Genomic DNA, 24,780 nt, shown 5'->3' on the forward strand with positions numbered 1-24,780 from the left:
TAATTTCAAGCAATAAAAAAGGAGCCAAAGGCTCCTTTTTTATTGTCTATTCGCTTAATCGTCTTGGTTATGAATTTCCAAGTTTGCCGACATCGCCTTTTCACGACCAGACTTGGCCGAGTCATTACGTAGCTCGTCGATACGATTTAGGTAATCCTGGTCGATATCACCGGTCACATAGTAACCATCGAAAACCGAGGTTTCAAAACGGGTGATTTCCGGGTTTTCCTGGGATACTGCGGCAACCAGGTCTTCCAGTGATTGATAGATAAGACCGTCGGCGCCAATGCTGGCATTGATGTCTTCTACTTCACGACCATGAGCGATCAGTTCGGCAGCCGATGGCATATCGATACCATAGACGTTCGGGAAGCGTACTTCCGGTGCCGCTGAGGCAAAGTATACATTCTTAGCGCCGGCTTCACGGGCCATTTCAACGATCTGGGCTGAAGTGGTACCGCGCACGATTGAATCATCAACCAACAATACGTTTTTGCCTTTAAATTCACGGGCAATGGCATTGAGCTTACGACGTACCGACTTTTTACGCAGTTCCTGACCCGGCATGATGAAGGTACGGCCGATATAACGGTTCTTCACAAAGCCCTGACGGTAAGGCAGTTCAAGTACTGAAGCGATTTCCAAAGCGATATCACATGAAGTCTCTGGAATTGGGATCACCACGTCAATGTCCTTATCAGACCATTCGCGTTTGATCTTCTCGCCCAGCTTGGTACCCATGTTTACGCGTGTGGCGTATACCGACATATTATCGATAGTTGAGTCAGGACGGGCAAAGTAAACGAATTCAAAAAGACATGGGTTGTAAACCGACTTATCAGCGCACAGTTGTGAGTACAACTGACCGTCTTCGGTTACATAAATGGCTTCACCCGGAGCTACGTCACGGATAACTTCAAAACCGTCTGTGTCCAGTGCCACGCTCTCTGATGAGAACATGTACTCTGTGCCCTTTTCAGTTTCGCGCTTACCAAAGATAAGCGGACGAATACCGTGCGGGTCACGAAACGCAACCATGCCGTGGCCGATGATCATGGCGATAGTGGCATAACCACCGATAACCTTAGAGTTCACCTCTGAAATAGCGGCAAAGATATCTTCTGCGGCTAATTTCAGCTTGTCGCACTTGCTCAGCTCATGGGCAAGCACGTTTAGCAGGATTTCGGAGTCCGAGGTGGTATTTACATGACGACGCGCCTCGTTGAACAGCTGCTCTTTTAGCTGCTCGGCGTTAGTCAGGTTACCGTTATGGGCCATGGCAATACCGAATGGCGAGTTCACGTAGAAAGGCTGCGCTTCCGCCGAGCTTGAGGTACCCGCGGTTGGGTAACGCACATGACCTAGGCCGATATTGCCCTGCAGGCGCTTCATGTGTCTTGTATGGAACACATCTTTTACTAAGCCATTGGCCTTACGCAGACTGAAGGTATTATCTTCAATCGTAATAATACCCGCCGCATCCTGACCGCGGTGTTGCAAAACAGTTAAGCCATCATACAAAGCCTGATTAACAGGCGATGTTCCGACTATACCAACGATACCACACATTAAAATTTCCTCGCCGATTAACGGTTAGCTGAATTTAAAAAGCTTGAGTTGTTCTCGAGGTAGTCAAAAAACCACTCGATCACAAAGCCAAATTCAGGGATAAGTCGAGATGCGCTCCACCAGTTTGTATTCGGGGCTCCGGTAAAGGCATCGAGAAAGAATAGAATAGCGCTGACGACCAACACGCCACGCAAGGCACCAAACACGATTCCAAACACGCGATCGGTACCCGACAAACCGGTGCGCTGCACCAACTCGCCTAAGATGTAATTTAACAATCCACCCAACAACAGCGTAGAGAAAAACAGTATGGCTATCGCTGCGGCATTTCTTAAAAGGGGTTCTGAAATATTGGTTAGGTAGGAAGCTAAATAGGGGTAAAAGATACTGGATACAAAAAACGCAGCGGCCCAAACGGCCAGCGACATAGACTCTTTAATAAAGCCTCGCACTAAGCCAATAATGGTAGACAGTGCAATAATGCCGGCAATGGCGTAATCAACCCAGATCATAATAACCACTAGTCGTTAGTTTGGGCGCATTCTAGCGGAGCGGGACGTTAAATACCAGATCATTTTGTTACTTGGAACTGGGTAATACGACCTTGTAAATTGGTCAGCTTTTGTAACTTGGGCAGTTGTTGCTCAAGCTTTTCCTTACTTAATTCCGGCCCCACCAACACCTTGGTCAGGGTGCCGTTAGCGGTTTTAACCTCGCGGGTAAAGACCTTGAAACCATTGCTCTTAAGCTTGGCCATCAGCGCATCGACACTGCCTTTGCGGGAAAAGGCACCCAATTGCACTACATAGGCCATTTGCGTTAAGCCACTTTGTTTGGGGCGCTCCAAGGGCTCATCCTTGGTCAGTGTGGAAACCGCCACCGTGGTGCTTTCTGTGCTGGGTTGCTGCGCCTTTGGCTGTGGCGTCTGTGTGCCGGCAGTTTTATCGACGGAATCACCGGCTAAACCATCAACTAAATCCTCAGCTGAGCCAGAAGCGAGCTTTTCATCGTCGGAGGTTAATTCTTCGATTTTTTCATCTTTAGGTAAAGGAGCCATATCGGCCTTGTCAGACAAGGCCTGCTGTAAGTCGATAGACTTGAACTCAGGGCGCTCGGGTATGGCTTTAAAACCTTCCTTGTACCGCACCTTATCGCCATCCAAAATATTAGGAATAAAAACAATAGCGGCAACAACTACAATAGTGGTTCCGATCAAACGGTTAACAAACCCTGAGTTCACTCTTACAGCCCCTAACTCTCAAAAAATGTGATTGCTTCTGCTACAGTGTAAAACGATCCGAAAATAATCAAAAGGCTTTGCTCGCAAAGTTGCGGTAAAACCGCCTCAATGGCATCGCCAACACAATTATGGGCGCCGGCTACACTGACCTGCTTGCCTATCGTTTTGGCCAACTGCTCAGCCTGTGTGCCCCTGGGGTTATCCAAGGTAGCCACATGCCAATAATCGACCGCATCCTTCATCGCTTCAATAACATCGGCGTGCTCTTTGTCGGCCAACATACCAACGATAGCATAAATACTAACCCCTTGTTGCTTAAAGGATTGTAAACGCTTGGCGAGAAAACGTGCAGACTCGCGATTATGAGCCACATCCGTGACTACTCGAGGCTGCTCGCTCAGGGTCTGAAAACGCCCGGTGACCTTAAGGGCCTTAAGGCAATCGGCGATCACCGTGATATCCGGGAATAGGTTGAGTTTATAAAGTACGCTCAGCGCCGTGGCGGCATTTTGCGCCGGAATAGCAGGTTGGGCAAAGCACAGATCATAATCGTCCATTTGCCAGCTAAAGGTGACTTCATCTTCACTAAAATGAAAATCGCGACGGGATAGGCATAGATCGGCGCCAATTTCCTTGCCGTAATCGACTACGGTATGGGGTATATCCAAATCACCCACAATAGCAGGCACACCGGTGCGGAAAATACCGGCCTTGTCATAGCCTACCAATTCGCGGGTATCGCCCAGGTATTCTTTATGATCCAGGTCTACCGTGGTGATCACGCTGGCAACGGGGGTGACTATATTGGTGGCATCATAACGCCCGCCTAGGCCTACTTCCATCAGCACATAATCCACATCCATACGCTTAAAGATGTGCAGCGCCCCTAAGGTGCCGAACTCAAAATAAGTCAGTGCGGTGTCCCCTCGCCCTTGTTCAAGCGCGTTAAAGGCATCCACATGAATTTGATCGTCAAGCTCGGCGCCATTGATGCGCACCCGCTCGTTGTAACGAATAAGGTGAGGCGAGGCATAGGTACCGACGCTATAGCCTTGGGCTAATAGCAGCGCTTCTAAACATTGGGCCGTGGTGCCCTTGCCGTTGGTGCCAGCGATAAGAATGATTTTGCTGCGGGTATCAAGCAGGCCGATTTGCTCTGCCACGCGCTGAACGCGCTCAAGGCCCATTTCAATGTTGGCAGGATGGATCTGCTCTAAATAACAAAGCCAATCATCTAGGCTAGACGATTGGCTCGGTTTCGAATCTGACATAGGTAAGTTTCTAGATTGCCGAGAAATTTACGCTACTCTATGCTCTTGTTCGGTAGAAGGCAAGTTCATTAGCTTGGCCAGCAGACGCGCTAAGGTGTCACGCATTTCGCGGCGGTCAACGATCATGTCGATGGCACCGTGCTCAAGTAAGAACTCACTGCGTTGGAAACCATCAGGCAGGGTTTCACGTACAGTTTGCTCGATTACGCGCGGACCGGCGAAACCGATAAGTGCCTTTGGTTCAGCCACGTTAACGTCACCTAGCATGGCCAATGACGCCGATACACCACCCATGGTTGGGTCGGTCAGTACCGAGATAAACGGCAGGCCTTTTTCGCTCATTTTCGCCAGTGCAGCACTGGTTTTCGCCATCTGCATCAGTGACATAAGCGCTTCTTGCATACGAGCACCGCCCGACGCAGAGAAGCACACCAGTGGCATGTTGTGCTCTAGACACACATTCACGGCTTCAACGAAACGCGCGCCCACTACCGAGCCCATTGAACCACCCATGTAGGCAAATTCAAACGATACTGCGGCAACAGGAATACCCTTTAGCTGGCCCTTCATGGCAACCAGAGCATCTTTCTCACCGCTGCTCTTTTGTGCAGCGTTGATACGATCTGAATACTTTTTCGAGTCTTTAAATTTCAAGACGTCTTTAGGCTCATGCTGAGCGCCCAACTCGGTGCGACCGGCGTCGTCTAAGAATAGCTCCAGACGCTTACGTGCAGTGATACGCATATGGTGATCACACTTAGGACACACGTTCATTGCCTTTTCTAGCTCAGCCTTATAAAGGATGGCATCACACGAAGTACATTTAGCCCAAACGCCCTCAGGGATCTCTTTTTTGCCCGAAGACTTGGTTGTTTTTGGTAAGATCTTTTCTAACCAGCTCATTTGCAACTCTCTTAATGCTTGTTAGTAGCGAGGCGGATGTACCACCCCAAAATTAGCCGATAAATTAGCACAATTAAAACATGAATTTAGTTGCTTAGATATAAAAAACTGGTCGGCGTAGTCTATTACGGCGACCAGTCAAACTTTTGTATGAACTAAATACATCAAAAAGTGACGCTATTTTTCCCCTAATTATTGGGCAGAAACAGCGGCCCCAAAGGGGTAGAAGGTATTTGCCACTTCTCGGGATAATCAACATCCACCAAGTATAAACCATTAGGCTTGGCGGTGGCGCTGGCCTGGGTGCGGTCTTTAAGCTGCAACAAATGTTGCATCCAATCCGGCTCCTGTGCGCCTACGCCTATGTCCATTAAACAGCCGGTGATATTACGTACCATATGGTGCAAAAAGGCATTGGCCTTGATATCTATGACTATATAGTCCCCCACCCGCTCCACATTAAGATGATGAATATTGCGAAACGGCGTATTGGACTGGCAGTGCACCGCCCTAAAGGAGGTAAAGTCTTGCTCACCCAGCATATAATGACAAGCCGCATGCATGCGCTCGGCATCAAGGGGCTGGTGATAATGGGTCACACCGGAGCGTAAAATTCCCGGGCGATAAGGATGATTGTAAATCACATAACGATAACGACGGGCGGTGGCACTAAAGCGGGCATGAAATTCATCGTCAGCCTGCATGGCATAGCGCACGGCAATGTCGTCTGGTAGCTGCGAATTCATGCCCAGGGTAAAGGCGCCCATATCGCGTTTGGCGTGGGTATCAAAGTGTATAACCTGGCCCGTGGCATGGACACCGGCATCGGTGCGCCCGGCACAGGTGATCTCAACCGGATGATCGCAAATTCGCGATAAGGCCGTTTCAATTTCTTGCTGAATACTGCTGACATGGGACTGGCGCTGCCAACCACTGTAGCGAGCACCGTTATACTCAATTCCTAACGCGACGCGCATTGACACTCTTTTCGATTGCAAAATTTTCGGCATTTTATCTGCTCTGGCCCTAAATAGCTAATCCGGCTGCTTATTAGGGGTTAGCAATCACGCCAAGGCGCTTATCTTTGAAGCCGCTCTTTCAGTGCCAGTGCTTCTTGCTGCAGGGTTTGCGGGCCATTATCAAGCACCTCTTGCAGCGCCTCCAGTGCCGAGTCAAGATCATCGATTTCCAGATAGGCACGGGCCAAATCCAGTTTAGCGCTATAACCGCCGTCCTCGGTATCGACATCTGTTTTCGGAGTATCTTCGAGCAAATCATCAAACTCGCCCAGGCCCACATCCATATTGGCGTCTTTATAAGGCTCCTCAACGAGTTCGGCGTCATCGCTTTGCGCCAGCAGATCATCGATTTCCACATACTGACCTGCGCTGCCCGCTTCTATTTCTTGTGGTGCGGCCGCCTGCTCGGTTTCGCCTTCACTTTGACCATCACTTGCAGCTTCATCTGAGGCTTGGCTAAACACATCAACAAGGCCATCATTGATGGGTTCAAAATCGGCGAGATCATCATCCGCATCTTGCATCAATGCCTGCAAGTCTACATCACCAGGAATATCGTCCCGTTCCGGCAGCTGCTCCCTTGACTGAGTCGGTGACTCTGCCAATTCGTTAAGCATGGCATCGAAGTCCGTGTCACTGATATCCTCAAGAAACGCTTCATCCATTTGCTCATCATCAAGGGCCGAGTCTTCGTCGTAGTCCGCCGCCAACAGAGCATCGATATCGAACTCATCGGCAACTTCTTCCACTAAGATCTCGGCGGAAGGCTCAGGAGAAGGCTCCGCTAAATCCTCAGGTAAAAACTCGTCGTCTGCCTTTGCCGCATGCTCGGGTAAATCTTCCGGTAAAAGTTCAGCTGAAAGCTCGGCTGAAAGCTCGGCGGATGAAGCGCCTGAATGCTCATCATCTTCACTCTGTACACCAGCTAGCGGCTGATCAATTTCGAATTCATCGGCAACCTCTTCTGGCAAGAGCTCAGCTGAAGGCTCAGGAGCAAGCTCTGTCAAAGGCTCCGCTAAATCCTCAGGTAAAAACTCGTCTTCTGCGCTTGCCGCATGCTCGGGTAAATCTTCCGGTAAAAGTTCAGCTGAAAGCTCGGCTGAAAGCTCCTTGTCTTCGCCCTGAACCTCATCCTTATCTAGCTCTTCGTTCGCCGGCACCTTAGTGACAAATAAGTCATTAATTTCTGCATCGCTCAGCGCGTCCAGATTGTCACTTAGTGACACCGGTTTATCGGCCTCGACATAGGTATCGGCATCAATGCTCGGTAAATCAGAGCGCTGCGGGAATACTGCTTCTTCTTGGCTGATTTCTGCCTTGGCGTTCTTTTCCTCGACGTTCTCTTCCTTGGAATTAGCGGCAAAATCCACTTCATTCGGCTCGTTTAAGGGCTGAGCCGCGGCAACTGCTTGAGTCTCGGCGGTCAATGGCTCTGCTGCCACCGGGCCAAGCGCTTCTTCCTTGCTTCGCTTTTTCAAAAACATCACCACCAGCGCCACAATGGCTAAAACCGGCAGCGTCATCATCAGCAGCCAAGTCAACCAGCCGGGCAACGCATTAAACCAGTTGGCGTTTTGCTCCTGTTGAATTTGCTGTTGTCGCGCCATGGCCTTACGCTCGGCCATAAACTGCTGCAGCTGTTGTTGCAGCTCGGCATCTTTTTCATCAAGCAGGGCCTGAACCTGAATAAGCTGATCGGTAATTTTCTGCAATTGCGCACGTAGACGCTCATTGTCGGCGAGGATCGACTCGGCATTGCTTACCGAAGCGCTAAGCTGCTGTTGTAACTCAACTAAGCGCTCATTTTGCTCTTGCTTGAGTCGCTCAATCTCTAATTCCAATTCACGTTTTGCTTGTGCTGCCTGCTGTTGACGCACCCTACCTGTTTTCACACTTGCGGTTGTACCCGCAGTTCTGATCTTGGCCCACAACTTATCGTCTTGCTCCGACTTGGCCTTGGCCAAAAGCGGATCTATGGTGCGAATTTCCCGCATCGACGGTATCTGTAAGTAAGCGCCGTCACGCATATGGTTAAGATTGTTATCCAGGAAGGAGTTTGGATTCTTTTCATACAGCGCCACCATCACCTGATACATGGTCACCGAATTGTCCGGGCGCACCCTGGCGGCAATACGCCACAGGGTATCGCTCGGTTTAATCGGCCCGATAGCACGAATTTGCTCGCTATTATCAGCCCCTTCCGGGTCACGGTTTTCGGTGCTTTGCGCACTGGCACCAGCATGGCTTAAGGCCAGGAGTAAAAAAAACAGGGTAACTAGAGAGCGCATGCTTTTCCTTTACTAACGTTAAGTGCTTTATTTGCAGGGCTGTGGGCAAACGAGCATTTTTTGACGATTCGTTGTTATTGTTGTGCTTTTTTGCAATTTATGGCAAGTAACAGCAAGTATTATTCCACTTGCAAACTATAAACCAGATATTGGCGAATATCCACGACCAGTGAGGCAATTTAAATCTAGAACGAAGCGCTTGATATGTATAAAAAAAGCGGCCATTAGCCGCTCTCTTGTAGGTCGGTGCTGTGCGCCGACATGGTGATATTAATTGAGGATTTTGTCGGCATAGAATGCCGACCTACAACCATAGCGGCAAAGGTCGACAACCTGTGCCGATGATATCAAAGATAATGAGCGATCAGCTCTTCAGCAATCTGTACGCTGTTGGTAGCCGCACCTTTACGGGTGTTATCACTCACCACCCACATATTTAAGCCATGCGGATGAGAAATATCCTGACGCACACGGCCGACATAAACACTGTCGTTGCCGCTGGCATCGGATACCGGCGTTGGGTAATCATGCTCGTCTTCGATAAGCTCAACACCCGGGGCATCCTGTAATAACTGCTTAACGTGCTCAACGTCCACCGGCATCCGGGTTTCTAAATGAATGGCCTCGGCATGACCGAAGAATACCGGCACGCGCACCGCCGTTGGGTTCACCATTACGGTTTCATCACCCAGGATCTTCTGCGTTTCCCACACCATTTTCATTTCTTCGCGGGTATAGCCGTTGTCTTCAAAGGCATCGATTTGCGGAATAACGTTAAACGCCATTTGCTTGGTGAAAACCTTATTGTCCAGTGGACGACCATTCATCAGGTTAGCGGTTTGCTTTGCCAGCTCGTCAACCGCTTCTTTACCTGCACCCGACACCGCTTGGTAAGTAGAGACATTAATGCGTTCAATGCCGTAAGCATCGTAAATTGGCTTGAGCGCCACCAGCATCTGGATGGTTGAACAATTTGGGTTGGCAATAATATTGCGGTTACGGAAATCCGCCAGACTGGCCGCATTCACTTCCGGCACAACCAGAGGCACATCATAGTCGTAACGGAATTGTGAGGTATTGTCGATAACCACACACCCAGCCTCTGCAGCGATGGGCGCGTATTTTTCAGACACACTGCCACCGGCCGAGAACAAGCCAATATGCGCATTGGCAAAGTCGAACTGCTCAACATCAAGTACTTCTATGGTTTCGCCGTTGAATTCAATCTCTTCACCCGCAGAGCGGCTGCTGGCCAATGGGAACAGTTGATCAACCGGAAATTTTCTTTCCGCCAAGGTCTCTATGATTTGACGACCCACTAAACCAGTGGCGCCCAATACCGCGACATTATATTTTTGCGACATATCTCTTCCTCAAGGCGTTAAATACTAAACCCAAACGCTGCCAAGGCGCTCAGGTAAGGGTTACTACCGCTGAGCGTCAAGGTGCTGAGCTCGCGGCGAACCGGATAGGTTTTGCGCAACAGATCAAAGCCATGGCTATGCAGTTGTGCACGTAAAATGGCGTCATCACGACGCACATCGTAAATTAGGTGTACCAGGGCGCCAAGCTCCTCCTTACTCCAGCTCTCGCTTAGAGTAAGCTGAGTCAGGCTTGGTGTCGGCAAATGCTGCGCTAAATCACTGTTGGGTGTCAGATCCAGGTGCTGACACAAGGCTTGATATAGCATCAAGGTACCACGGCCCTTGCCCTCCAGCGTATGTCCGGCAATATGCACCGTCGCCAGCTCTACATAGGGCAACAGCTCTTCGAGAATATCCGGCTCGTTTTCCCACACATCCAACACCAAGCATAAGTCATCCTCGGCTTGCTGACGCGCTAACAGGGCCTGATTGTCTATCACATCACCACGGCTGGCATTGATCAGAATTTTACCTTCACTCAATGCATCGATGCGCTGCTTATCGAGTAAATGATAGGTGCAATGCTCGCCGTCTTTAACCAGGGGCACATGAAAGGTGATGATATCGGCCTCGGCTAGGACTGTTTCCAGGCTGTGCCAGTCTCCGACATCGCCGCGCGTCTGTCTCGGCGGGTCGACCAAAAGAGTTTTCACGCCGATAGCGGCGAGTTTATCCGCCAGACACTGGCCGATATTACCGACACCAACAATGGCAATGGTTTTGTCGAACACAGAAAAATGCTGCTCTTGCGCTAGGGCAAACACCGCACTGAGTACATATTCCGCTACGGCCACCGCATTACAACCCGGAGCACTGGCAAAAGGCACCTGACGCTCGGCTAAGTAAGCTTGATCTATATGATCGACGCCTATGGTGGCGGTGCCGACAAACTTTAAGCTGGTATTTTGCGCCAACAACTCGGCATTAACCTGGGTCACCGAGCGCGTTAGTAATACGTCCGCATCCTTGACCATTTCTGGAGTCAAGGCCCTGCCATCGAATCGCTCAATCTCGCCCAAGCGGGCAAAAAAGGCATCCACAAGGGGCATATTTTGATCTGCTAATATTTTCATTTTTCTTCCCAGAGGGACTAGCGGAGCGCTATTTTAATCATGCTGCTGCCACAAAGCAAAAAAGCCACGCAATTGCGTGGCTTTTTCTGCAAACTCAGGTCGGTATTAAGCTTTGTACTTGCTCATTACCAGGGTCGCGTTGGTGCCACCAAAACCGAAGCTGTTAGACATCACGGTGTTAAGCTCAACATCGCGACGCTCGGTCACAATGTCCAGGCCTTGTGCCTGCTCATCCAGCTCGTCGATATTGATAGACGGTGCTACGAAGTTGTTCTCAAGCATTAGCAATGAGTAAATTGCTTCGTGTACACCGGCGGCGCCTAGAGCGTGACCTGTCATCGCCTTGGTTGCACTGATAGCAGGTGAGTTGCCACCGAACACTTCTTGAATCGCACCCAGCTCTTTTACATCCCCTACAGGCGTTGAAGTGCCGTGCGTGTTCAGGTAATCAACCGGCGTGTCTAGGTCTTGCATGGCTTGGCGCATACAACGTACCGCACCTTCACCCGAAGGGGCTACCATGTCGTAACCATCAGAAGTGGCACCGTAACCCGTGATTTCAGCGTAGATGTGCGCGCCACGAGCAAGGGCATGCTCTAGCTCTTCAACAACCACGATACCGCCACCACCAGAGATAACGAAACCGTCACGGTTAGCGTCATAGGTGCGTGATGCTTTTTCAGGTGTCTCGTTGTACTTGGTAGACAAGGCACCCATGGCGTCGAATTCCATTGCTAGGGTCCAGTGTAGCTCTTCACCACCACCGGCGAAGATCACGTCTTGTTTACCCAGCTGGATTTGCTCAACCGCGTGACCGATACAGTGTGCAGATGTGGCACAAGCCGAGCTGATTGAGTAGTTAACGCCTTTAATTTTAAAAGGAGTGGCCAAACACGCAGAAGTTGTGCTCGCCATGGTACGAGGAACCATGTAAGGACCTACACGCTTAACGCCTTTTTCGCGTAAGGTGTCCGCCGCTTCAACCTGGTACTTAGATGAACCGCCACCTGAGCCAACGATAAGGCCGGTGCGCTCGTTAGATACTTGCTCATCCGTTAGTTTGGCATCGGCAATCGCCTGAGCCATAGAAATATAAGCATAGGCTGCCGCATCACCCATAAAACGGAATGCTTTGCGATCAACGTGCTCTTTCACATCTAAGTCGATGCTGCCAGAAACCTGGCTACGAAGGTTGTATTCAGCAAACTCTGGGTTAAAAGCGATACCGCTTTTGCCCGTTTTTAAAGACTCTAATACTTCTTCTTTATTATTACCGATGCTTGAAACTACACCGATACCCGTAATTACGGCTCTTCTCATGAGAATTTACCCTAGCTTATTCCTAAATTGCGTGTAGTGTACGCGCAAATGTCCTACAAAGTGGTCATTCCAGCGTACATCTGTACTCTGAACTTTTCAAGCATGTCGCGATGATCTTTTGGTGACAATATACGTGCCGCCCTAAAGACGTTAAAATAGCGGCCAAACTGTTAAGCCTTGAGTCTTCATGATCACCCACGCGACTATCCATTTTAATGACACCGGCACTCCGGTAGCCGATGCCTTTGACGATGTTTATTTTTCCAACGAAGACGGCTTGGCCGAATCTGACTTTGTATTTTATCAGCATAATCAGATAGATGAGAGACTAAAATCACATCCTCGCAAACATTTTGTGATTGCCGAAACCGGCTTTGGCACCGGCCTTAACTTTCTTAATGCCTGGCAGCGCTTTACCCAGTGTGCCGATAAAAAGGCCGAGCGCTTGCATTTTATCTCATTTGAGAAATTTCCCATTCGCAAAGTCGATCTGTCCAAGGCCCTGAATAACTGGCCGCAACTGAGTCAATATGCCGAGCAATTACTGGCCCAGTACCCTGACGCCCTGCCCGGTTGCCACCGTCTACACTTTGGCAATGTTACCCTGGATTTATGGATAGGCGATGTAAAGGACTCATTGGCTCAGCTTAATTATGGCAGCGCCGGACTGGTCGATGCCTGGTTTTTAGACGGCTTTGCACCGAGTAAAAACCCGGATATGTGGCAACAAAGCCTGTTCGATGCCATGGCTCATTTAGGCCACGAGCAGGCCACCTTTGCCACTTTTACCGCCGCCGGTTTTGTCCGCCGCGGCTTGAAAGATGCCGGCTTTGAGGTAAAAAAAGTTAAGGGCTATGGCCGCAAACGAGAGATGATAGTAGGTCAACTAACAGCGCCGACAGCACAAGCCAACTGCCCAGCTCCCTATCAGCGCCAGGCACGCGCCTTAAATAAGGTCGCCATTATCGGCGGCGGCATTGCCAGCAGCCTGTTGCTGCATCGTCTTAGCGCCCGCAATATCGCCGCCAACTTGTTTTGCGCCGACGGCGATCTGGCCCAGGGTGCCTCCCACAACAATCAGGGCGCCCTCTACCCGCATCTACAGGCGGATGTGTCGCCTTCAAGCGAATTCTTTGCCCACAGCTTTGCCTACGCCAGACGCTTGTATGATCAATTACTGAGTGAGGGTTTCACCTTCGATCACCAATGGTGCGGCGTCTTGTTACAAGGGGTAAAGGATGAGATGCGCAAACGCCACGCTAACTTGGTGGCCAAGGATAACTGGCCTAACTGGCTGATCCATAAGGTGGATGCCGAGCAGGCCAGTGAATTAGCGGCAGTAGATATCCCTTATAGTGGCCTGTTTATTCCCAAAGGTGGCTGGCTGAGCCCGCCACAATTGGTGCAGGCCTTAGCGGATGCCGCCTGCCAAAAGGTGGCGCACGAGCTCAATTTTAACACCCCTATCCGCTCTTTGAGTCAACAAGACGGGCAATGGTATCTAGAGGGTGAGCAGCAAACCTACGGCCCGTTCGACGATGTCTTTATTTGTATGGGTGAGCACAGTGACAGCCTGCTGCCGGGTCAAGGCTTGGCGCTGCAAAGCGTGCGCGGGCAAGTATCACATCTGGAAAACAGCTCGGCTTCAAGCAAACTTAATACCGTGCTTTGCCACAAGGGTTACTTCACCCCAAGTAGCCAGGGCGCGCATTGCATGGGCGCCACCTTTACCAAGGACACCAAAGAGCGGGATATTCGCGCCGAGGATAATGACACCAACTGGCAGCAATTTGCCGACTTTTATGGTGAATGTGATTGGACCGAGGAGTTAGGCACAGTCACAGGCGCTAAGGCGGCCATTCGCGCCACCTTGAGCGATCACCTGCCGCTCTTTGGTCAATATGCACAAGATCATGAATATATGAAGGCCTTCCCACAACTGGGTGTGGGCGTATGGCAGCAAGCTGAGCCCTTGCAGCACGAGTTTAGCGGTTTACACCTGTTTACCGGCCTCGGAGCCCGCGGTTTATGCACTGCTCCCATATGTGCCGAGACGCTGGTTGCCAGCCTGTGTGATGAACCACTTCCTCTTAGTTTACGTGTTGATCAGGCCCTGCATCCGGCCCGATTTATTATCCGAGGCCTAAAACGCGGACAAATAACATGATTTTTCGTTAAACATGGGTTAACTTTATATATGATAAGTAATAAACCTGAACTGGGATAGTAACTGCTTGAGCCGTAACTTATTTATTCCCTTAACACGGATAAGACGAATAAAGCCCTAGACCTACAATCCAGGTTAATAATTTTATATAAATGGAGTGAAACCATGAACAACGCGCTTCGTCGAGCGGCAACCTTAACATTTGCAGGCCTGCTGATGGCCGCCAGCCACCAGGCTAACGCCGACTTATCTATCTTGCCGTTGCCAGAAGATTTTCAAACCCACATGACGGTGGAAAAAAAGTACCCTATGGTCTTAGACGGTTTCACTCGCCTTAGTGACAGCCAGGTGCAGTCGTTCTATAGCGACAAACTGGGTGAGCCGCTGAAGATCACCAGCGATATCGACCGCTTTACCCTGTTTTATAATGTTGCCGGCCACCCGCTGCGCATTGCCGTATACCAGCGCGGCGAATGGACAGAGATCAGCGCCATGGTCAACGCCAAGACCGCCGGCGACATGTGATCCAATTCACTTAAATAGCTAATCATTCTAGCGGGCTAAATATCATGCTAACGGCGTTGGAATTTTTCTATGGAGAATAACTACATAAGAAAAATTCCGCCTTGTTATCACATCATTTATCCAGCGCTATCTCTGCTCACATACTTAACAGAATTGGTATAAGCATAAAAAAGCCAGCGGCCCGCTGGCTTTTTACTTTCCCCGAATTCACTAACGCCTTGCTACGACTTAGCCATCTTGATCACCACGCGACGGTTTTTGCCCCGAGTCAACCAGGGTATTATTGGACGCAACATCTAATTGGCTCTTTGACCTCAAATTACATTCTGGCTCTATAGGAAATTTAGCAATTTATAAACCTCCCACTAGAGGCAGCTAGGGTGAGCAACAATAATTTTTCCTTAGCCCTGTTGGCCGGGTCGAGTTTTTGCGATAATAGCCGACCTTTATCGGCTTTGGGCAGTAAATTGATGGCAGACGCACAACAACCTCTTTTTTCACAACGCTTTCGCGGCTTCTTTCCAGTAGTTATCGACGTTGAAACCGCAGGCTTTAATAAAGAAACCGATGCGTTATTGGAAATTGCTGTCACTACCTTAAAAATGGACGACCAGGGCGTGCTGAGCTTGGATCAAACCGAGCATTTTCATATTACTCCGTTTGAGGGCGCCAATATTGAGCAGGCAGCCATCGAATTTAACGGTATCGACCCGTTTTGCGCACTACGCGGCGCGGTTGACGAGCTTGAAGCGATAAAAAGCATTTGTAAATTTGTGCGCAAGGCGCAAAAGGACGCCGGTTGTCAGCGCTCTGTTGTAGTCGCTCATAACTCCGCGTTTGATCACGGCTTTTTGAATGCCGCCATCGAGCGTTGCAAAATTAAACGCACCCCATTTCACCCTTTTGTCAGCTTTGATACCACCTCACTGGCGGGCTTAGCGCTGGGACAAACCGTGCTGGCCAAGGCCTGTCGTGCCGCCGGCATCGAATTCGATAACTCCAAGGCGCACAGTGCCTTGTATGACACCGAGCGCACCGCCGAGCTCTTTTGCTATATAGTCAACAAATGGCAAGCCCTTGGCGGCTGGCCTTTGCCGATAGATGAGCAGGAGCAAACCCCTGAACAAACAGCGTCAGAGTAATCATTGTTAGCGCCCAACCTGAGCGATCATGACTGTTTTGTTATACAACTACCCAGTTTACTGTGTATTAACTAGACGAACAGCGCTGATTTATAACAAATTCTCATATCGTGCTTGTGGTGCAGGCGCCGACTCAGTTATACTTCAAGGACTGAAACGTATTTCAGGGGCTGATTAGGATTCGACGGGATTCAAGAAGCCTAAGGTGCATGTCGAGGTGCGGTTGGCCTCGTAAAAAAGCCGCATTTAAAGTAATCGCAAACGACGATAACTACGCTCTAGCGGCATAATAGCCCGCTAGCACTTCTCCGGTGTATGTCTGTGGACCCGGTTCTGAAGTGTCACCCTACACGGACTCGCTACGGAAACCCTGGCCGGGGTTGAAGGGCTAAAACTAAGCGGCCTCGCCTTTGTTTATCGTGTTCGTCCGAGACTCAAAGGTTAACCAATAGACGATACTAAACATGTAGGACCGAAGGTCGACGCTTTCCGGACGGGGGTTCAAATCCCCCCAGCTCCACCACTCAAACACCCACCAAGCCCCCACTACACGGGGCTTGGAAGGGTTTTTACCTAATAAACACCCACTGAGCACCCACTACAAAGTACACCCCTGCTACACACACCGCCACTGCTGAGTTTCAGCCAAATCATTCATTAAATTAAAAACATCGAATTCCACTCAAATTACACGCATAGTACACACAAAATTTTCGACTTTTTGGCGGTAAAACGGCGTAAATAAGGAAGCTAACGAAAGTAGAGTTGATAGCAGATTGACCAAGTAAGGGGATTTTTCTACTTTAGATCTTATGTAATCGCTTTTGAGTTTATCTAAATGAAGCCAGCCAATCACACCCCATCAGAAGTTCAAATGTATTTGGAGCTAATCGAGCTCCGTTGTACCAACACAATTTCTGAGCTCAACTTATTTCTCACACAAATCACAAACCTGAAAGCAGCTTTAAAATTACAACAAAGTCAGTTTGAAACCGCACCTCCGACTCCTTCTTCAATATCTCTGTTAGAGGCTGAAAAAAGTCAAGTGAGCGAGCTTGTAAGGCTACAAGATATCTCTCGGATGACTGGGTTATCCCGCTCCACTATATACACTATGATTAAGGAAGGTCGATTCCCCGAGGGTTTTAAACTCTCTGCTCGTGCAGTCGCGTGGAAAAGAGTAGATATTGATAATTGGATAAAGTTTAAGTCAAAGCCATAATCCGCGGCTCGTATCGGCCGATTCCAGAGCATTCAGCTTAGCTAAGGAGTGTTAACTCAGACTGCATCCCTAATTAGGTTGAAACTTCTTAACATCAAGAAAAACACCGCTCTACAGCGGTGTTTTGATATAAACTTTACGAGAAGGCCTAACTAAGGCTGTTATCTTAAAGTCTCCACCTTCTTCTCATAAGCTTCAATATATTGGGCATAATGTTTAAAGACAGTCTCAGGGGATTTATGGCCCAGCAATTTAGATACTTTCCACACATTCTCACCCTCAGAAATTAGTCGGCTAGCAAAAGTATGACGCAATTGATAAGGGTAACGATATTTAACACCTGCTTCACCAATTACTTTCGACCAGCGATGCTTTCTAAAAGAGTCTTGGTTGAAATGATTTCCTTTCTTATTTAAAAACACGTACTCACTATCTTGACTATTCATCTCTTCTTCAAGATAAGACATAACTGTATCTGACACAGGAATTGTCCTTTTTCCACTTTTTGATTTAGGGTCTTTCGTAACTCCCTCAACTATAGCTTCGTAAATAGAAATTGTTTTTGAGACAAAGCACACATCTTCTTTTTTTAAAGCGACCCATTCGCTGCTACGCAAACCTGTGTCATTGCACAGCGCAATAATTGCACGATCTGTACCGCTAGCAGCGCCCAAGATTTTTTCGATTTCAGCTGGAGAAAAAGGATTCACATCTTCATGTTTCCCCCTCGAACTGACTTTGTTATTAACTCTGACATGCTCAGATAGCTTAAGCTTTTTCAGTGGGTTGGAAGTAATAAGTTCATCAATAACAGCCAAGTCTAAAGCTTTGCTAAGGACTGAGATACGATTCCGGCTTGTCTTACTAGACCAATTCTGCGCTTTCAAAAAATTTATAATTATCATCAATGTCAATTCACCCACGGGCACAGTCCAGAGCGCTTTCAATGCTGAGTGCGCTTTTTCATAGCCAGTGATAGTCGACTTAGCAAGTTCTCTCTGTTGACTGTTTTTTATAACCTTATTTAAGTAATCCGCAATTACGGCCCCACGTTTAGCATGGCCAAAAGTTGTCAGTCGGTTAGAGTTCGGAAAATGATCTGCATAGTAAAACGTCCCCTGCTGAATTTCGGTCTTAATTTTACCAAGCAAATAAATAGCGCTATTTACACCTTGCTGTGTCAACGGATAGTTAACTTTTTCACGGCAAGTATGACCTTTGTATTTGAAGCAAATTTGGATACTCGTAGGCACACCATAACGATTCTTGCGCACGGTCACGCCGCGTTGAAGCTTTAAACTCTTATCTACCTTTATTGTCATTTTCTTTCCACTTTGTTCTAGTTCAAGCTTTCAACACTGTCTAGGTCTATCCATCTCTCGCGTACATTTTCTACTTTGCGAATGTGTTTTCCGTAAATCCAAACCCCTGATGCTATCAATCGTTCGATCTCAGTCTTATCAACGCCAAACTCTTTGCAATACATCTGAAGTGGTAAAACTCTTAACATATGAGCCTCTTAATGAGTTGCTAATGAGTAATAAATTTGAACAGAAAATTTAAAAAAAAAAGAATTAGGATTATGCAAAACAAAAAACGCTTTACTTTATTGTTGTGAGCTAACAATAAACCTCGCCTGACAAAAGCTTGTATTTATTGCTGGTAATTTACTGGAAAATATGGCAAATTCAATTTCATTGACTGCGATAGCTCAGCAACAATGTAATTGCTATAAACTCTCCTACATAACTTAAATACCCCAATTTCTTTCGCTCTAAATAACATAAAAAAAGCACCACGTATGGTGCTTAGCTCACTGATTTTTTCGGTACTTGCTTTTTATTAATGTGAGTACAACCCTTCAGTGCATTGTGCTTTGTCGAACCCAAGCCTCAACTGCGGCTAGGTCTATCCATCGCTCGCGAACTCCTTTAATTTTTAAAACCTGTTCACCATAAGCCCATATTCCGCGCTCAATGCGACGCTCAACTGCTTTTCTCTTTTCTCCGGAAAGTTCACAATACTTGCTAAGCGGTACTAATTTTCTCATTTTTAAACTCTCGTTGACCTAAAACATTTTCGTTATTTGAACAAAAGCTTTTTAAATCAAAAAAAAATGATTAAGCAAACACCGCTACTACATTACAAAGAAGCACCTCCTAACTAACAAAAATTCCGCTTCCAAAGGAGTAAAAAAACAACATTTTGCTGATAGGCATTAGTGTGAAAAAAGGCACCAGCTAAAACAATTAAACAGGTGCCTTTGATTGACGTTGCTAGTAACAACTTAGAGACATAATAGGTTTAAACGCACACTAGCCTGTCACCACTCTCCCACCGCATTGTCTGAGAATCCGGTGCCCCAATCTGTGGCTCCGCTGTCATCAGAAAAGGTGTTAAAGCTATCATCCTCAAGGATGAATCCTGCATCGCTGTTTAACTCCTCCACGCTACCCATTGATGGTTCACAGAGCGTCGTAAGTTCATGGCTGTCAGTGCATAATGACCGCGTCATATCCTGTGAGCTTGTGCCGTAAACGTTACCGCTCACGTCTATCATGGAGTCTGCAATCATCGGTAAGCCGTTGGCCGGATTTACTTGAGGCTCCGATGAGATGGCTTCTACCTCATTGCTTTGAGATGAGGTGGTATCGCTCTCACAGTCACAATGACCGAACAGCTGTTGGCTTAATAGCGTCATATTTTTATTACCCTAACGTTGTTTAAATTGCTGTGTGTTACTAGTAAATTAATAAAAAATATGGCATTTTCAATTTCATTGACTGCGATAGCTCAGCAACAATGTAATTGTTTCGCTCAAGCAATCCCTTTAGGTTCCCCCTCCCTCTTACTCACCTAGTTCTGCTCATTATGGAGCACCGTTAGTTAATAAAGCAAAGCGCAAACACCCGTAGCAAAGCAAGGCTTTGGCTGCAATAAAGTGCGTTTGAGAATCAAACCAATAAATCGCGTAATGTTGTCATTGCGAAGCAAATGGCAACGTGAAGCAGCGCATGTTCGGCTACGGCGAACTAACCCCAGTTTTGTTTTTGCCGCGCAAAAATTTGGCAGCAGCAGCGAAGCGTGTAAGTGCCAAACCCCTGGCATACGAGGAACCGAGTAGGCTGATTGGCTATGCCAGCAACACAACTGAATGTTGCATAGCTAAGCATGGTAAAAATGGGGTTAGTGCGGCGCAGCCGAACATGCGCTGAGCTTGATGAGCTAGTCACAAAGTGACGTAGAGCCAGCTCGTTGACGAACGTCAACATCCAGAGCTGGCGGGCGGTTCAAGCGATAAAACTCAAAACATCGTTTTGAGTTTTTAAATGCCTCCCTGCTGATAGTGGTAAAGAGTCAGGTGCCCTGCTGGGTAGTGCGCCGCGACTAAAACACCGACTCAGTTACCCAACAACAACCTGAAAATTGCACTATTTCGCATAGTACGAACCTTTGTAAAAGTCCTACTCAATAGACTTACAAAGGAGTCTTATGCTGTTATTCGACAATACCGAACGTATTACCAACTGGAATGTGTATCAGCCTTATTTTGAAATCGATATGTATTACTCAAAGAACTTGAGCAATCGACACAAGGCCAGAAGAAAAGAAGAGATAGCCGTGGTACTGGCAGCGCGATTTGGCTTTGTCTCAGCCATCGCCTTGACGGCCATTTTCGAAATACAAAGACACAAGGTCACCGAATTACTAAACAAGCTGATCAAAAAGCAGTTACTCGAAAAAGTAAAAACCAGCCGCGCCGCTGATGGGGTTGTCTACGTACTGACGTTTTCCGGTGCCAGGTATGCTGAGGAAGTAATACGCCATGAAATACTGTTTCGGTCCAAAACCAATCCCATTGAGCAACTCAATCAGAACAGCATCATGCACGATTCCATCTTACAATTTGTGTTGATGCAGGGAGTGCACAACAAAACCACCAGTGGTCAACCTGCCCCGCAATGGCGAGGCTTTGTCACCGAGAAAGAATTTAAACGCCTCTACCCGTCCAACGACATCAAAAACGTTGATGCCGTTGTCATTAACTCAGATTACAGTACCGCTGCAATTGAGCTGGAGAATTCGTTTAAAAATAAGAACAAGGTGGAGGCCACCTTACTGAAGCTTGCCAACAATATGCTTTGTCAGCGCCCACTGTTTGATAAGGTCTTTTTTGTCAGCAGCTCAGGCAGAGTAATTGACGACACCAGGCGCTTTCAACGCCAGTTACTTGATGAGCTCCCGCATCGATACGACAAGAAAACCAAAGCGCCGTATCTCACCACTCAGGAGGCGACCTTGCTGCAAGAGAAGTTAATTTTCAGGACAAAATTCACCGAGCCCATAAACACACTCTTTTACTCATAAGAAATCGGCACCCAAGGGTGCCGACAGTGTTATATGTTGCGCTTACCAAGGCTCCAAACCTTGAGTGCAACGGATATCACATAGATGCCAGTGATTATCATAAGCCCTGTTATGTCACTCAACTTGTAAGTTGTATTGACTGTGACCAGGCCAAGCCAGTTACTTATCCAGATAACCAGGTTTACCAAAGCAAATGTATGAAGCAGTTCATGTATTGCCCGGATAATATATTGTCTTTTACTCATTCGATTCATGCAGTCTGTCCTCCTGTTTTATTCAACTGCATAACTAAATAAGCGTTCACACGGGGAACTACTCATACTTATTAGATAGCTCTAACTGCACAATCCACAACAGCAGCGCTACCATCCAGGCTGACACTAAAGCAATCAGAATATCCATAGTTTGCAGCGGACAACCCAATGCCTGACGTATCGGCACCAGCATGTCGACCAGGAACACAAATAACAAAACATCCCCTACCCTCATAAATAGCCAACAAAGCTTATCTAAAGTAGTAAGAACCAATCTTTGTTTAGACGTCATGCAGAAACTCCTCTATTTTTTGACCTGCATGAGTACATAGCACCGAGTCAGAGGAATTAAGGGCGTTCGTTTACCCCAACACGAAAGCCTTCTGCGCTGGAAAAGAAAAAAGCAGGCACACGTGCCTGCTTCTTCGCTTTATTGCTCTGCCATTCACCAGGGCCACTTGCAACGCATTCGTACAACTAACCCAGCTAGCCTTCCCAGTGCCAGCTCTTACCGTGGGTACACCAATTTCCCTCGGTTGGATAACCCTAAAGGTTTCCAGTCGAGATCCGTTGCCTGGGAGCAACGGGAGACGGCATTTTCTAAGTAGTGATTGAGCGTCCTCTGTATTATCGATATGCGACCTTAATTCTAAGTATCTTCCTTAAAGGGGAATTTAGACTGAAGTAAGATTAAGTCGAGAAAATAAGGTCATCTTTGAGCGTTCAAGAGACGGTCACAGTCACCCAGAGATATTGGTTACATTCTACAAAACGGACGTTCCGCCAACGCATTCCTGCCCCAAAGTGCGTTTGAGTTAAGGTCTCAATTGAGCGAATAAAGGTCGTTGATAAAACCTGTATCAAAATGCAAAACACAAGACCAGCCACCATTGGCTTTGTTAATCAACTACATACTGCTCAAAATGAGGGCCTAAGGTTAGATCATCTAATATCATCCAGCGTATGAAAGCAGAAAATTCTTGTTCAACACGCAAAAAGTGGATTATTTTTTGTTCAGCATCACTTTTCTGTTGAGGGGTACTATCATCACCTGTAAAAATTGTCACTTCAGTGAAAACTTTAGCCAATATTGAAAATAGTTTTTTTCGTAACATTTTACGTGTTATTTTGCGATTACCAGTAGATTCGTCATTAAACACCTTATCAATCAATTCAACAGTTTGCCTAATACTAGGTGAATCTGGAACGTTCTCATTCCTTGATATGCCAACATAGCCATTAGGTGTAGTTGGAAATTTGTGATGTATTGCTCTAAATGCGTCTGTTTGAGGATCAGCAGGGTCTATTAAGTTATTATAATATGCATTCTTAAAGTTCGAATTACACCTATGACAGGCGAAGTAAAGATTTTCCCAATCAGTTCTATCAGCGTGTTCAGCATCAAAATGCTCTATTGCACATGCTTGAGGATCTAAAATTTCGCAAATATAGCACTTTGAATGAAACATTAGGTTTAGTGCTTCTAATATATCCTCACGATTATAGTTTTTAACTCCATCTAAAATGGATTGAGGAGCAGGATCTGTTCTAACAACATTAAACATATCAACAAAATCCCTTTTAAGACTGTTTAAACTTGCTATATGCGGCAGCTAGCTGTACCTGAGATTCATCATCTAAAAACTCTGGGTTTTTAAGAAGTTTTTGGATTTCAATAATGTTTTTATTTACAAAAGCTTCATCATCTAATTTATTTAAAATATTTTCCAAGTAAACTGAATAATTTGGTACTTCTAAAATTGCGTCCAGAATTACATCTGTACTATATGTTCTCAAATCATCATCAATTAGCGTAGTAGTCGATAAATCATATACGACAGAGTTACTTTCAGAAGAAATAACAAATGGTGAATGTGTTGACACGATAAATTGAATATTAGGGAATAGTTCGCTAAAGAAGGGCAGAACTTTCCTTTGCAATGAGGGGTGTAAATGAGCATCCACTTCATCTATAACGACAAATCCATTAATTTTTTCAGGCGTAAATTCTGATACCTCAACAGTCATTAATAACTCAGTAAACACTTTCAATATAGAAGAATACCCCGCCGATAGGTTTCTAAAAGAAAAGGGCATTTTGTGCTTCTGTGAAATAGAATAGTTTAATGTTTCATCATCAAAGTGAATATCTGTAGAATCATCATCCAATAAAACCTTTAATTGCTTCACAAACCTTTCTTTCCAAGCTTCTAACTCATTAGTAACAGAAAAGTCTTTTTTTCTTTCTCTTAAGGCACTTTTCACTTCCCAATTAGCCAAGAAGCGTTCAATTAAAGATCCTGCGTTACTTTTTCCTCGGTTTTGCTTCAATTGATTTGTTTGTTGTATAATGTTGTTTCTTTCTCGCTCAAGAGAGGTTATATTTTGAACTGGTTGGAAGCCCGATTGTCTTGAGGCATCAAAAAACATAAACAAGGTAACAATATTATCACTTTCTATATATGAGATAATGGTTTCTTTGGTTGTTATGTCTTTAACAACTTCCTTGTGAGTTCTTAATTCTAGAAGTTGAGCAGAAGTATTTTCTTCTTGCTGTTTTATTGCTTGATATGAGTTGTCAATTTCTTGCTTATATCTTTTGATGTTTTCTTGGTATTGCAAAATATGCTTTTTAATTTGCCTTATTTGACTTTCATTTAAGTTTTCCTTTCGTGTTGTCAGTTGATTTTCTTGCTGCTCCAATTCTTGAGTTTGTTTAGTAATATGTGTTTCATAAGATTGAATGTTTTTTAAATAGTTTTGTTTGTTATTTTTATCCCTGTCAAAATCATTCTTTTTGTGAGCAATAAAGGTAGGTGATTTAAGTAACACTTCAAATACTGATTCGAGTAACTGGGTTTTACCACACCCATTTTTACCTGTGATAATTAGATTCTTGCCATCTAAATCAATAGCTATCTTTTTATCTGTAAAAGGAATAATTCCTTGTATATTCTCTATTTTCAAAATTTCAATTCTCTAATATGACTACGAA

General features: G+C 46.5%; 20 protein-coding genes and 1 other RNA gene. 6 read left to right on the plus strand and 15 right to left on the minus strand.

The window, feature by feature from the left end; genetic code table 11:
- Window positions 1–54: 54 nt before the first annotated feature.
- The 10 genes from purF to fabB form a co-directional block, all read right to left on the minus strand.
- Entirely contained in the window at window positions 55–1,569 is a 1,515-nt protein-coding gene (purF, locus tag C2M24_RS00730) for an amidophosphoribosyltransferase (RefSeq protein WP_105199119.1), read from the minus strand.
- A gap of 17 nt (window positions 1,570–1,586) precedes the next feature.
- Window positions 1,587–2,081, minus strand: a complete 495-nt coding sequence (locus C2M24_RS00735) for a CvpA family protein (protein ID WP_105199246.1) — start codon at window positions 2,079–2,081, stop codon at window positions 1,587–1,589.
- Window positions 2,082–2,140: 59 nt separating this feature from the next.
- Window positions 2,141–2,809 carry an SPOR domain-containing protein gene (locus C2M24_RS00740; RefSeq protein WP_105212968.1) on the minus strand — a complete coding sequence of 223 codons (669 nt, stop codon included), beginning with the start codon at window positions 2,807–2,809 and terminating at the stop codon, window positions 2,141–2,143.
- Window positions 2,810–2,820: 11 nt separating this feature from the next.
- Window positions 2,821–4,080: a bifunctional tetrahydrofolate synthase/dihydrofolate synthase gene (gene folC / locus C2M24_RS00745; RefSeq protein WP_105212969.1), complete on the minus strand. Its 1,260-nt coding sequence runs from the start codon at window positions 4,078–4,080 to the stop codon at window positions 2,821–2,823.
- A gap of 27 nt (window positions 4,081–4,107) precedes the next feature.
- Window positions 4,108–4,983, minus strand: a complete 876-nt coding sequence (accD, locus tag C2M24_RS00750; protein WP_105199116.1) for an acetyl-CoA carboxylase, carboxyltransferase subunit beta — start codon at window positions 4,981–4,983, stop codon at window positions 4,108–4,110.
- A 188-nt stretch (window positions 4,984–5,171) separates the two neighbouring features.
- A complete protein-coding gene (gene truA, locus C2M24_RS00755; protein WP_105212970.1) occupies window positions 5,172–5,960 on the minus strand; it encodes a tRNA pseudouridine(38-40) synthase TruA in 789 nt (262 codons plus the stop codon).
- Window positions 5,961–6,061: 101 nt separating this feature from the next.
- Complete coding sequence (locus C2M24_RS00760; RefSeq protein WP_105212971.1) at window positions 6,062–8,290, minus strand: FimV/HubP family polar landmark protein; 2,229 nt, start codon at window positions 8,288–8,290, stop codon at window positions 6,062–6,064.
- Between the two features lie 347 nt (window positions 8,291–8,637).
- Entirely contained in the window at window positions 8,638–9,654 is a 1,017-nt protein-coding gene (locus C2M24_RS00765) for an aspartate-semialdehyde dehydrogenase (protein ID WP_105199113.1), read from the minus strand.
- A gap of 17 nt (window positions 9,655–9,671) precedes the next feature.
- Complete coding sequence (locus C2M24_RS00770; RefSeq protein WP_105212972.1) at window positions 9,672–10,787, minus strand: 4-phosphoerythronate dehydrogenase; 1,116 nt, start codon at window positions 10,785–10,787, stop codon at window positions 9,672–9,674.
- Window positions 10,788–10,892: 105 nt separating this feature from the next.
- Window positions 10,893–12,107, minus strand: a complete 1,215-nt coding sequence (gene fabB, locus C2M24_RS00775; RefSeq protein ID WP_105212973.1) for a beta-ketoacyl-ACP synthase I — start codon at window positions 12,105–12,107, stop codon at window positions 10,893–10,895.
- 187 nt (window positions 12,108–12,294) lie between these two features.
- Here fabB and mnmC point away from each other — a divergent pair, with 187 nt between their 5' ends.
- The 5 genes from mnmC (at window position 12,295) to C2M24_RS00800 (ending at window position 17,163) form a co-directional block, all read left to right on the plus strand.
- Window positions 12,295–14,274, plus strand: a complete 1,980-nt coding sequence (gene mnmC / locus C2M24_RS00780; protein ID WP_105212974.1) for a bifunctional tRNA (5-methylaminomethyl-2-thiouridine)(34)-methyltransferase MnmD/FAD-dependent 5-carboxymethylaminomethyl-2-thiouridine(34) oxidoreductase MnmC — start codon at window positions 12,295–12,297, stop codon at window positions 14,272–14,274.
- A 165-nt stretch (window positions 14,275–14,439) separates the two neighbouring features.
- The gene (locus C2M24_RS00785) at window positions 14,440–14,799 is read left to right on the plus strand and encodes a hypothetical protein (RefSeq protein ID WP_105199109.1); all 360 of its coding nucleotides are present in this window, start codon (window positions 14,440–14,442) and stop codon (window positions 14,797–14,799) included.
- 470 nt (window positions 14,800–15,269) lie between these two features.
- Complete coding sequence (gene rnt / locus C2M24_RS00790; RefSeq protein WP_105213137.1) at window positions 15,270–15,941, plus strand: ribonuclease T; 672 nt, start codon at window positions 15,270–15,272, stop codon at window positions 15,939–15,941.
- Window positions 15,942–16,107: 166 nt separating this feature from the next.
- Window positions 16,108–16,464: a transfer-messenger RNA gene (gene ssrA / locus C2M24_RS00795) on the plus strand.
- A 315-nt stretch (window positions 16,465–16,779) separates the two neighbouring features.
- Entirely contained in the window at window positions 16,780–17,163 is a 384-nt protein-coding gene (locus C2M24_RS00800; RefSeq protein ID WP_233999471.1) for a helix-turn-helix transcriptional regulator, read from the plus strand.
- 161 nt (window positions 17,164–17,324) lie between these two features.
- On the opposite strand, the gene C2M24_RS00805 is transcribed toward C2M24_RS00800, so the two are convergent.
- Window positions 17,325–18,485, minus strand: coding sequence for a site-specific integrase (locus tag C2M24_RS00805; protein WP_105212976.1), 1,161 nt, complete (start codon window positions 18,483–18,485; stop codon window positions 17,325–17,327).
- 1,001 nt (window positions 18,486–19,486) lie between these two features.
- A complete protein-coding gene (locus tag C2M24_RS00815; protein WP_105190012.1) occupies window positions 19,487–19,864 on the minus strand; it encodes a hypothetical protein in 378 nt (125 codons plus the stop codon).
- A gap of 791 nt (window positions 19,865–20,655) precedes the next feature.
- On the opposite strand from C2M24_RS00815, the gene C2M24_RS00825 reads away from it, so the two are divergent.
- Complete coding sequence (locus C2M24_RS00825) at window positions 20,656–21,531, plus strand: hypothetical protein (RefSeq protein WP_105190014.1); 876 nt, start codon at window positions 20,656–20,658, stop codon at window positions 21,529–21,531.
- Window positions 21,532–21,843: 312 nt separating this feature from the next.
- Here the strand turns inward: C2M24_RS00825 and C2M24_RS15935 are convergent, their stop codons facing one another.
- The 3 genes from C2M24_RS15935 to C2M24_RS00840 form a co-directional block, all read right to left on the minus strand.
- Entirely contained in the window at window positions 21,844–22,077 is a 234-nt protein-coding gene (locus tag C2M24_RS15935) for a hypothetical protein (RefSeq protein WP_105190016.1), read from the minus strand.
- 607 nt (window positions 22,078–22,684) lie between these two features.
- Window positions 22,685–23,350, minus strand: a complete 666-nt coding sequence (locus C2M24_RS00835) for a hypothetical protein (RefSeq protein ID WP_105212980.1) — start codon at window positions 23,348–23,350, stop codon at window positions 22,685–22,687.
- A 16-nt stretch (window positions 23,351–23,366) separates the two neighbouring features.
- The gene (locus tag C2M24_RS00840; RefSeq protein WP_158683673.1) at window positions 23,367–24,752 is read right to left on the minus strand and encodes an AAA family ATPase; all 1,386 of its coding nucleotides are present in this window, start codon (window positions 24,750–24,752) and stop codon (window positions 23,367–23,369) included.
- Window positions 24,753–24,780 lie beyond the last annotated feature (28 nt).

This window comes from Pseudoalteromonas sp. T1lg22, assembly GCF_002964645.1.
Lineage (GTDB): Bacteria > Pseudomonadota > Gammaproteobacteria > Enterobacterales > Alteromonadaceae > Pseudoalteromonas.

Bases quoted from the DNA above. Each gene is read 5' to 3' on its own strand.
- folC (WP_105212969.1), bottom strand. From the start codon at position 4,080: ATGTCAGATTCGAAACCGAGCCAATCGTCTAGCCTAGATGATTGGCTT.
- C2M24_RS00765 (WP_105199113.1), bottom strand. From the start codon at position 9,654: ATGTCGCAAAAATATAATGTCGCGGTATTGGGCGCCACTGGTTTAGTG.
- C2M24_RS00760 (WP_105212971.1), bottom strand. From the start codon at position 8,290: ATGCGCTCTCTAGTTACCCTGTTTTTTTTACTCCTGGCCTTAAGCCAT.
- mnmC (WP_105212974.1), top strand. From the start codon at position 12,295: ATGATCACCCACGCGACTATCCATTTTAATGACACCGGCACTCCGGTA.
- C2M24_RS00785 (WP_105199109.1), top strand. From the start codon at position 14,440: ATGAACAACGCGCTTCGTCGAGCGGCAACCTTAACATTTGCAGGCCTG.
- truA (WP_105212970.1), bottom strand. From the start codon at position 5,960: ATGCGCGTCGCGTTAGGAATTGAGTATAACGGTGCTCGCTACAGTGGT.
- rnt (WP_105213137.1), top strand. From the start codon at position 15,270: ATGGCAGACGCACAACAACCTCTTTTTTCACAACGCTTTCGCGGCTTC.
- C2M24_RS00815 (WP_105190012.1), bottom strand. From the start codon at position 19,864: ATGACGCTATTAAGCCAACAGCTGTTCGGTCATTGTGACTGTGAGAGC.
- C2M24_RS00805 (WP_105212976.1), bottom strand. From the start codon at position 18,485: ATGACAATAAAGGTAGATAAGAGTTTAAAGCTTCAACGCGGCGTGACC.
- accD (WP_105199116.1), bottom strand. From the start codon at position 4,983: ATGAGCTGGTTAGAAAAGATCTTACCAAAAACAACCAAGTCTTCGGGC.
- fabB (WP_105212973.1), bottom strand. From the start codon at position 12,107: ATGAGAAGAGCCGTAATTACGGGTATCGGTGTAGTTTCAAGCATCGGT.
- purF (WP_105199119.1), bottom strand. From the start codon at position 1,569: ATGTGTGGTATCGTTGGTATAGTCGGAACATCGCCTGTTAATCAGGCT.
- C2M24_RS00735 (WP_105199246.1), bottom strand. From the start codon at position 2,081: ATGATCTGGGTTGATTACGCCATTGCCGGCATTATTGCACTGTCTACC.
- C2M24_RS00825 (WP_105190014.1), top strand. From the start codon at position 20,656: ATGCTGTTATTCGACAATACCGAACGTATTACCAACTGGAATGTGTAT.
- C2M24_RS15935 (WP_105190016.1), bottom strand. From the start codon at position 22,077: ATGACGTCTAAACAAAGATTGGTTCTTACTACTTTAGATAAGCTTTGT.
- C2M24_RS00770 (WP_105212972.1), bottom strand. From the start codon at position 10,787: ATGAAAATATTAGCAGATCAAAATATGCCCCTTGTGGATGCCTTTTTT.
- C2M24_RS00835 (WP_105212980.1), bottom strand. From the start codon at position 23,350: ATGTTTAATGTTGTTAGAACAGATCCTGCTCCTCAATCCATTTTAGAT.
- C2M24_RS00800 (WP_233999471.1), top strand. From the start codon at position 16,780: ATGAAGCCAGCCAATCACACCCCATCAGAAGTTCAAATGTATTTGGAG.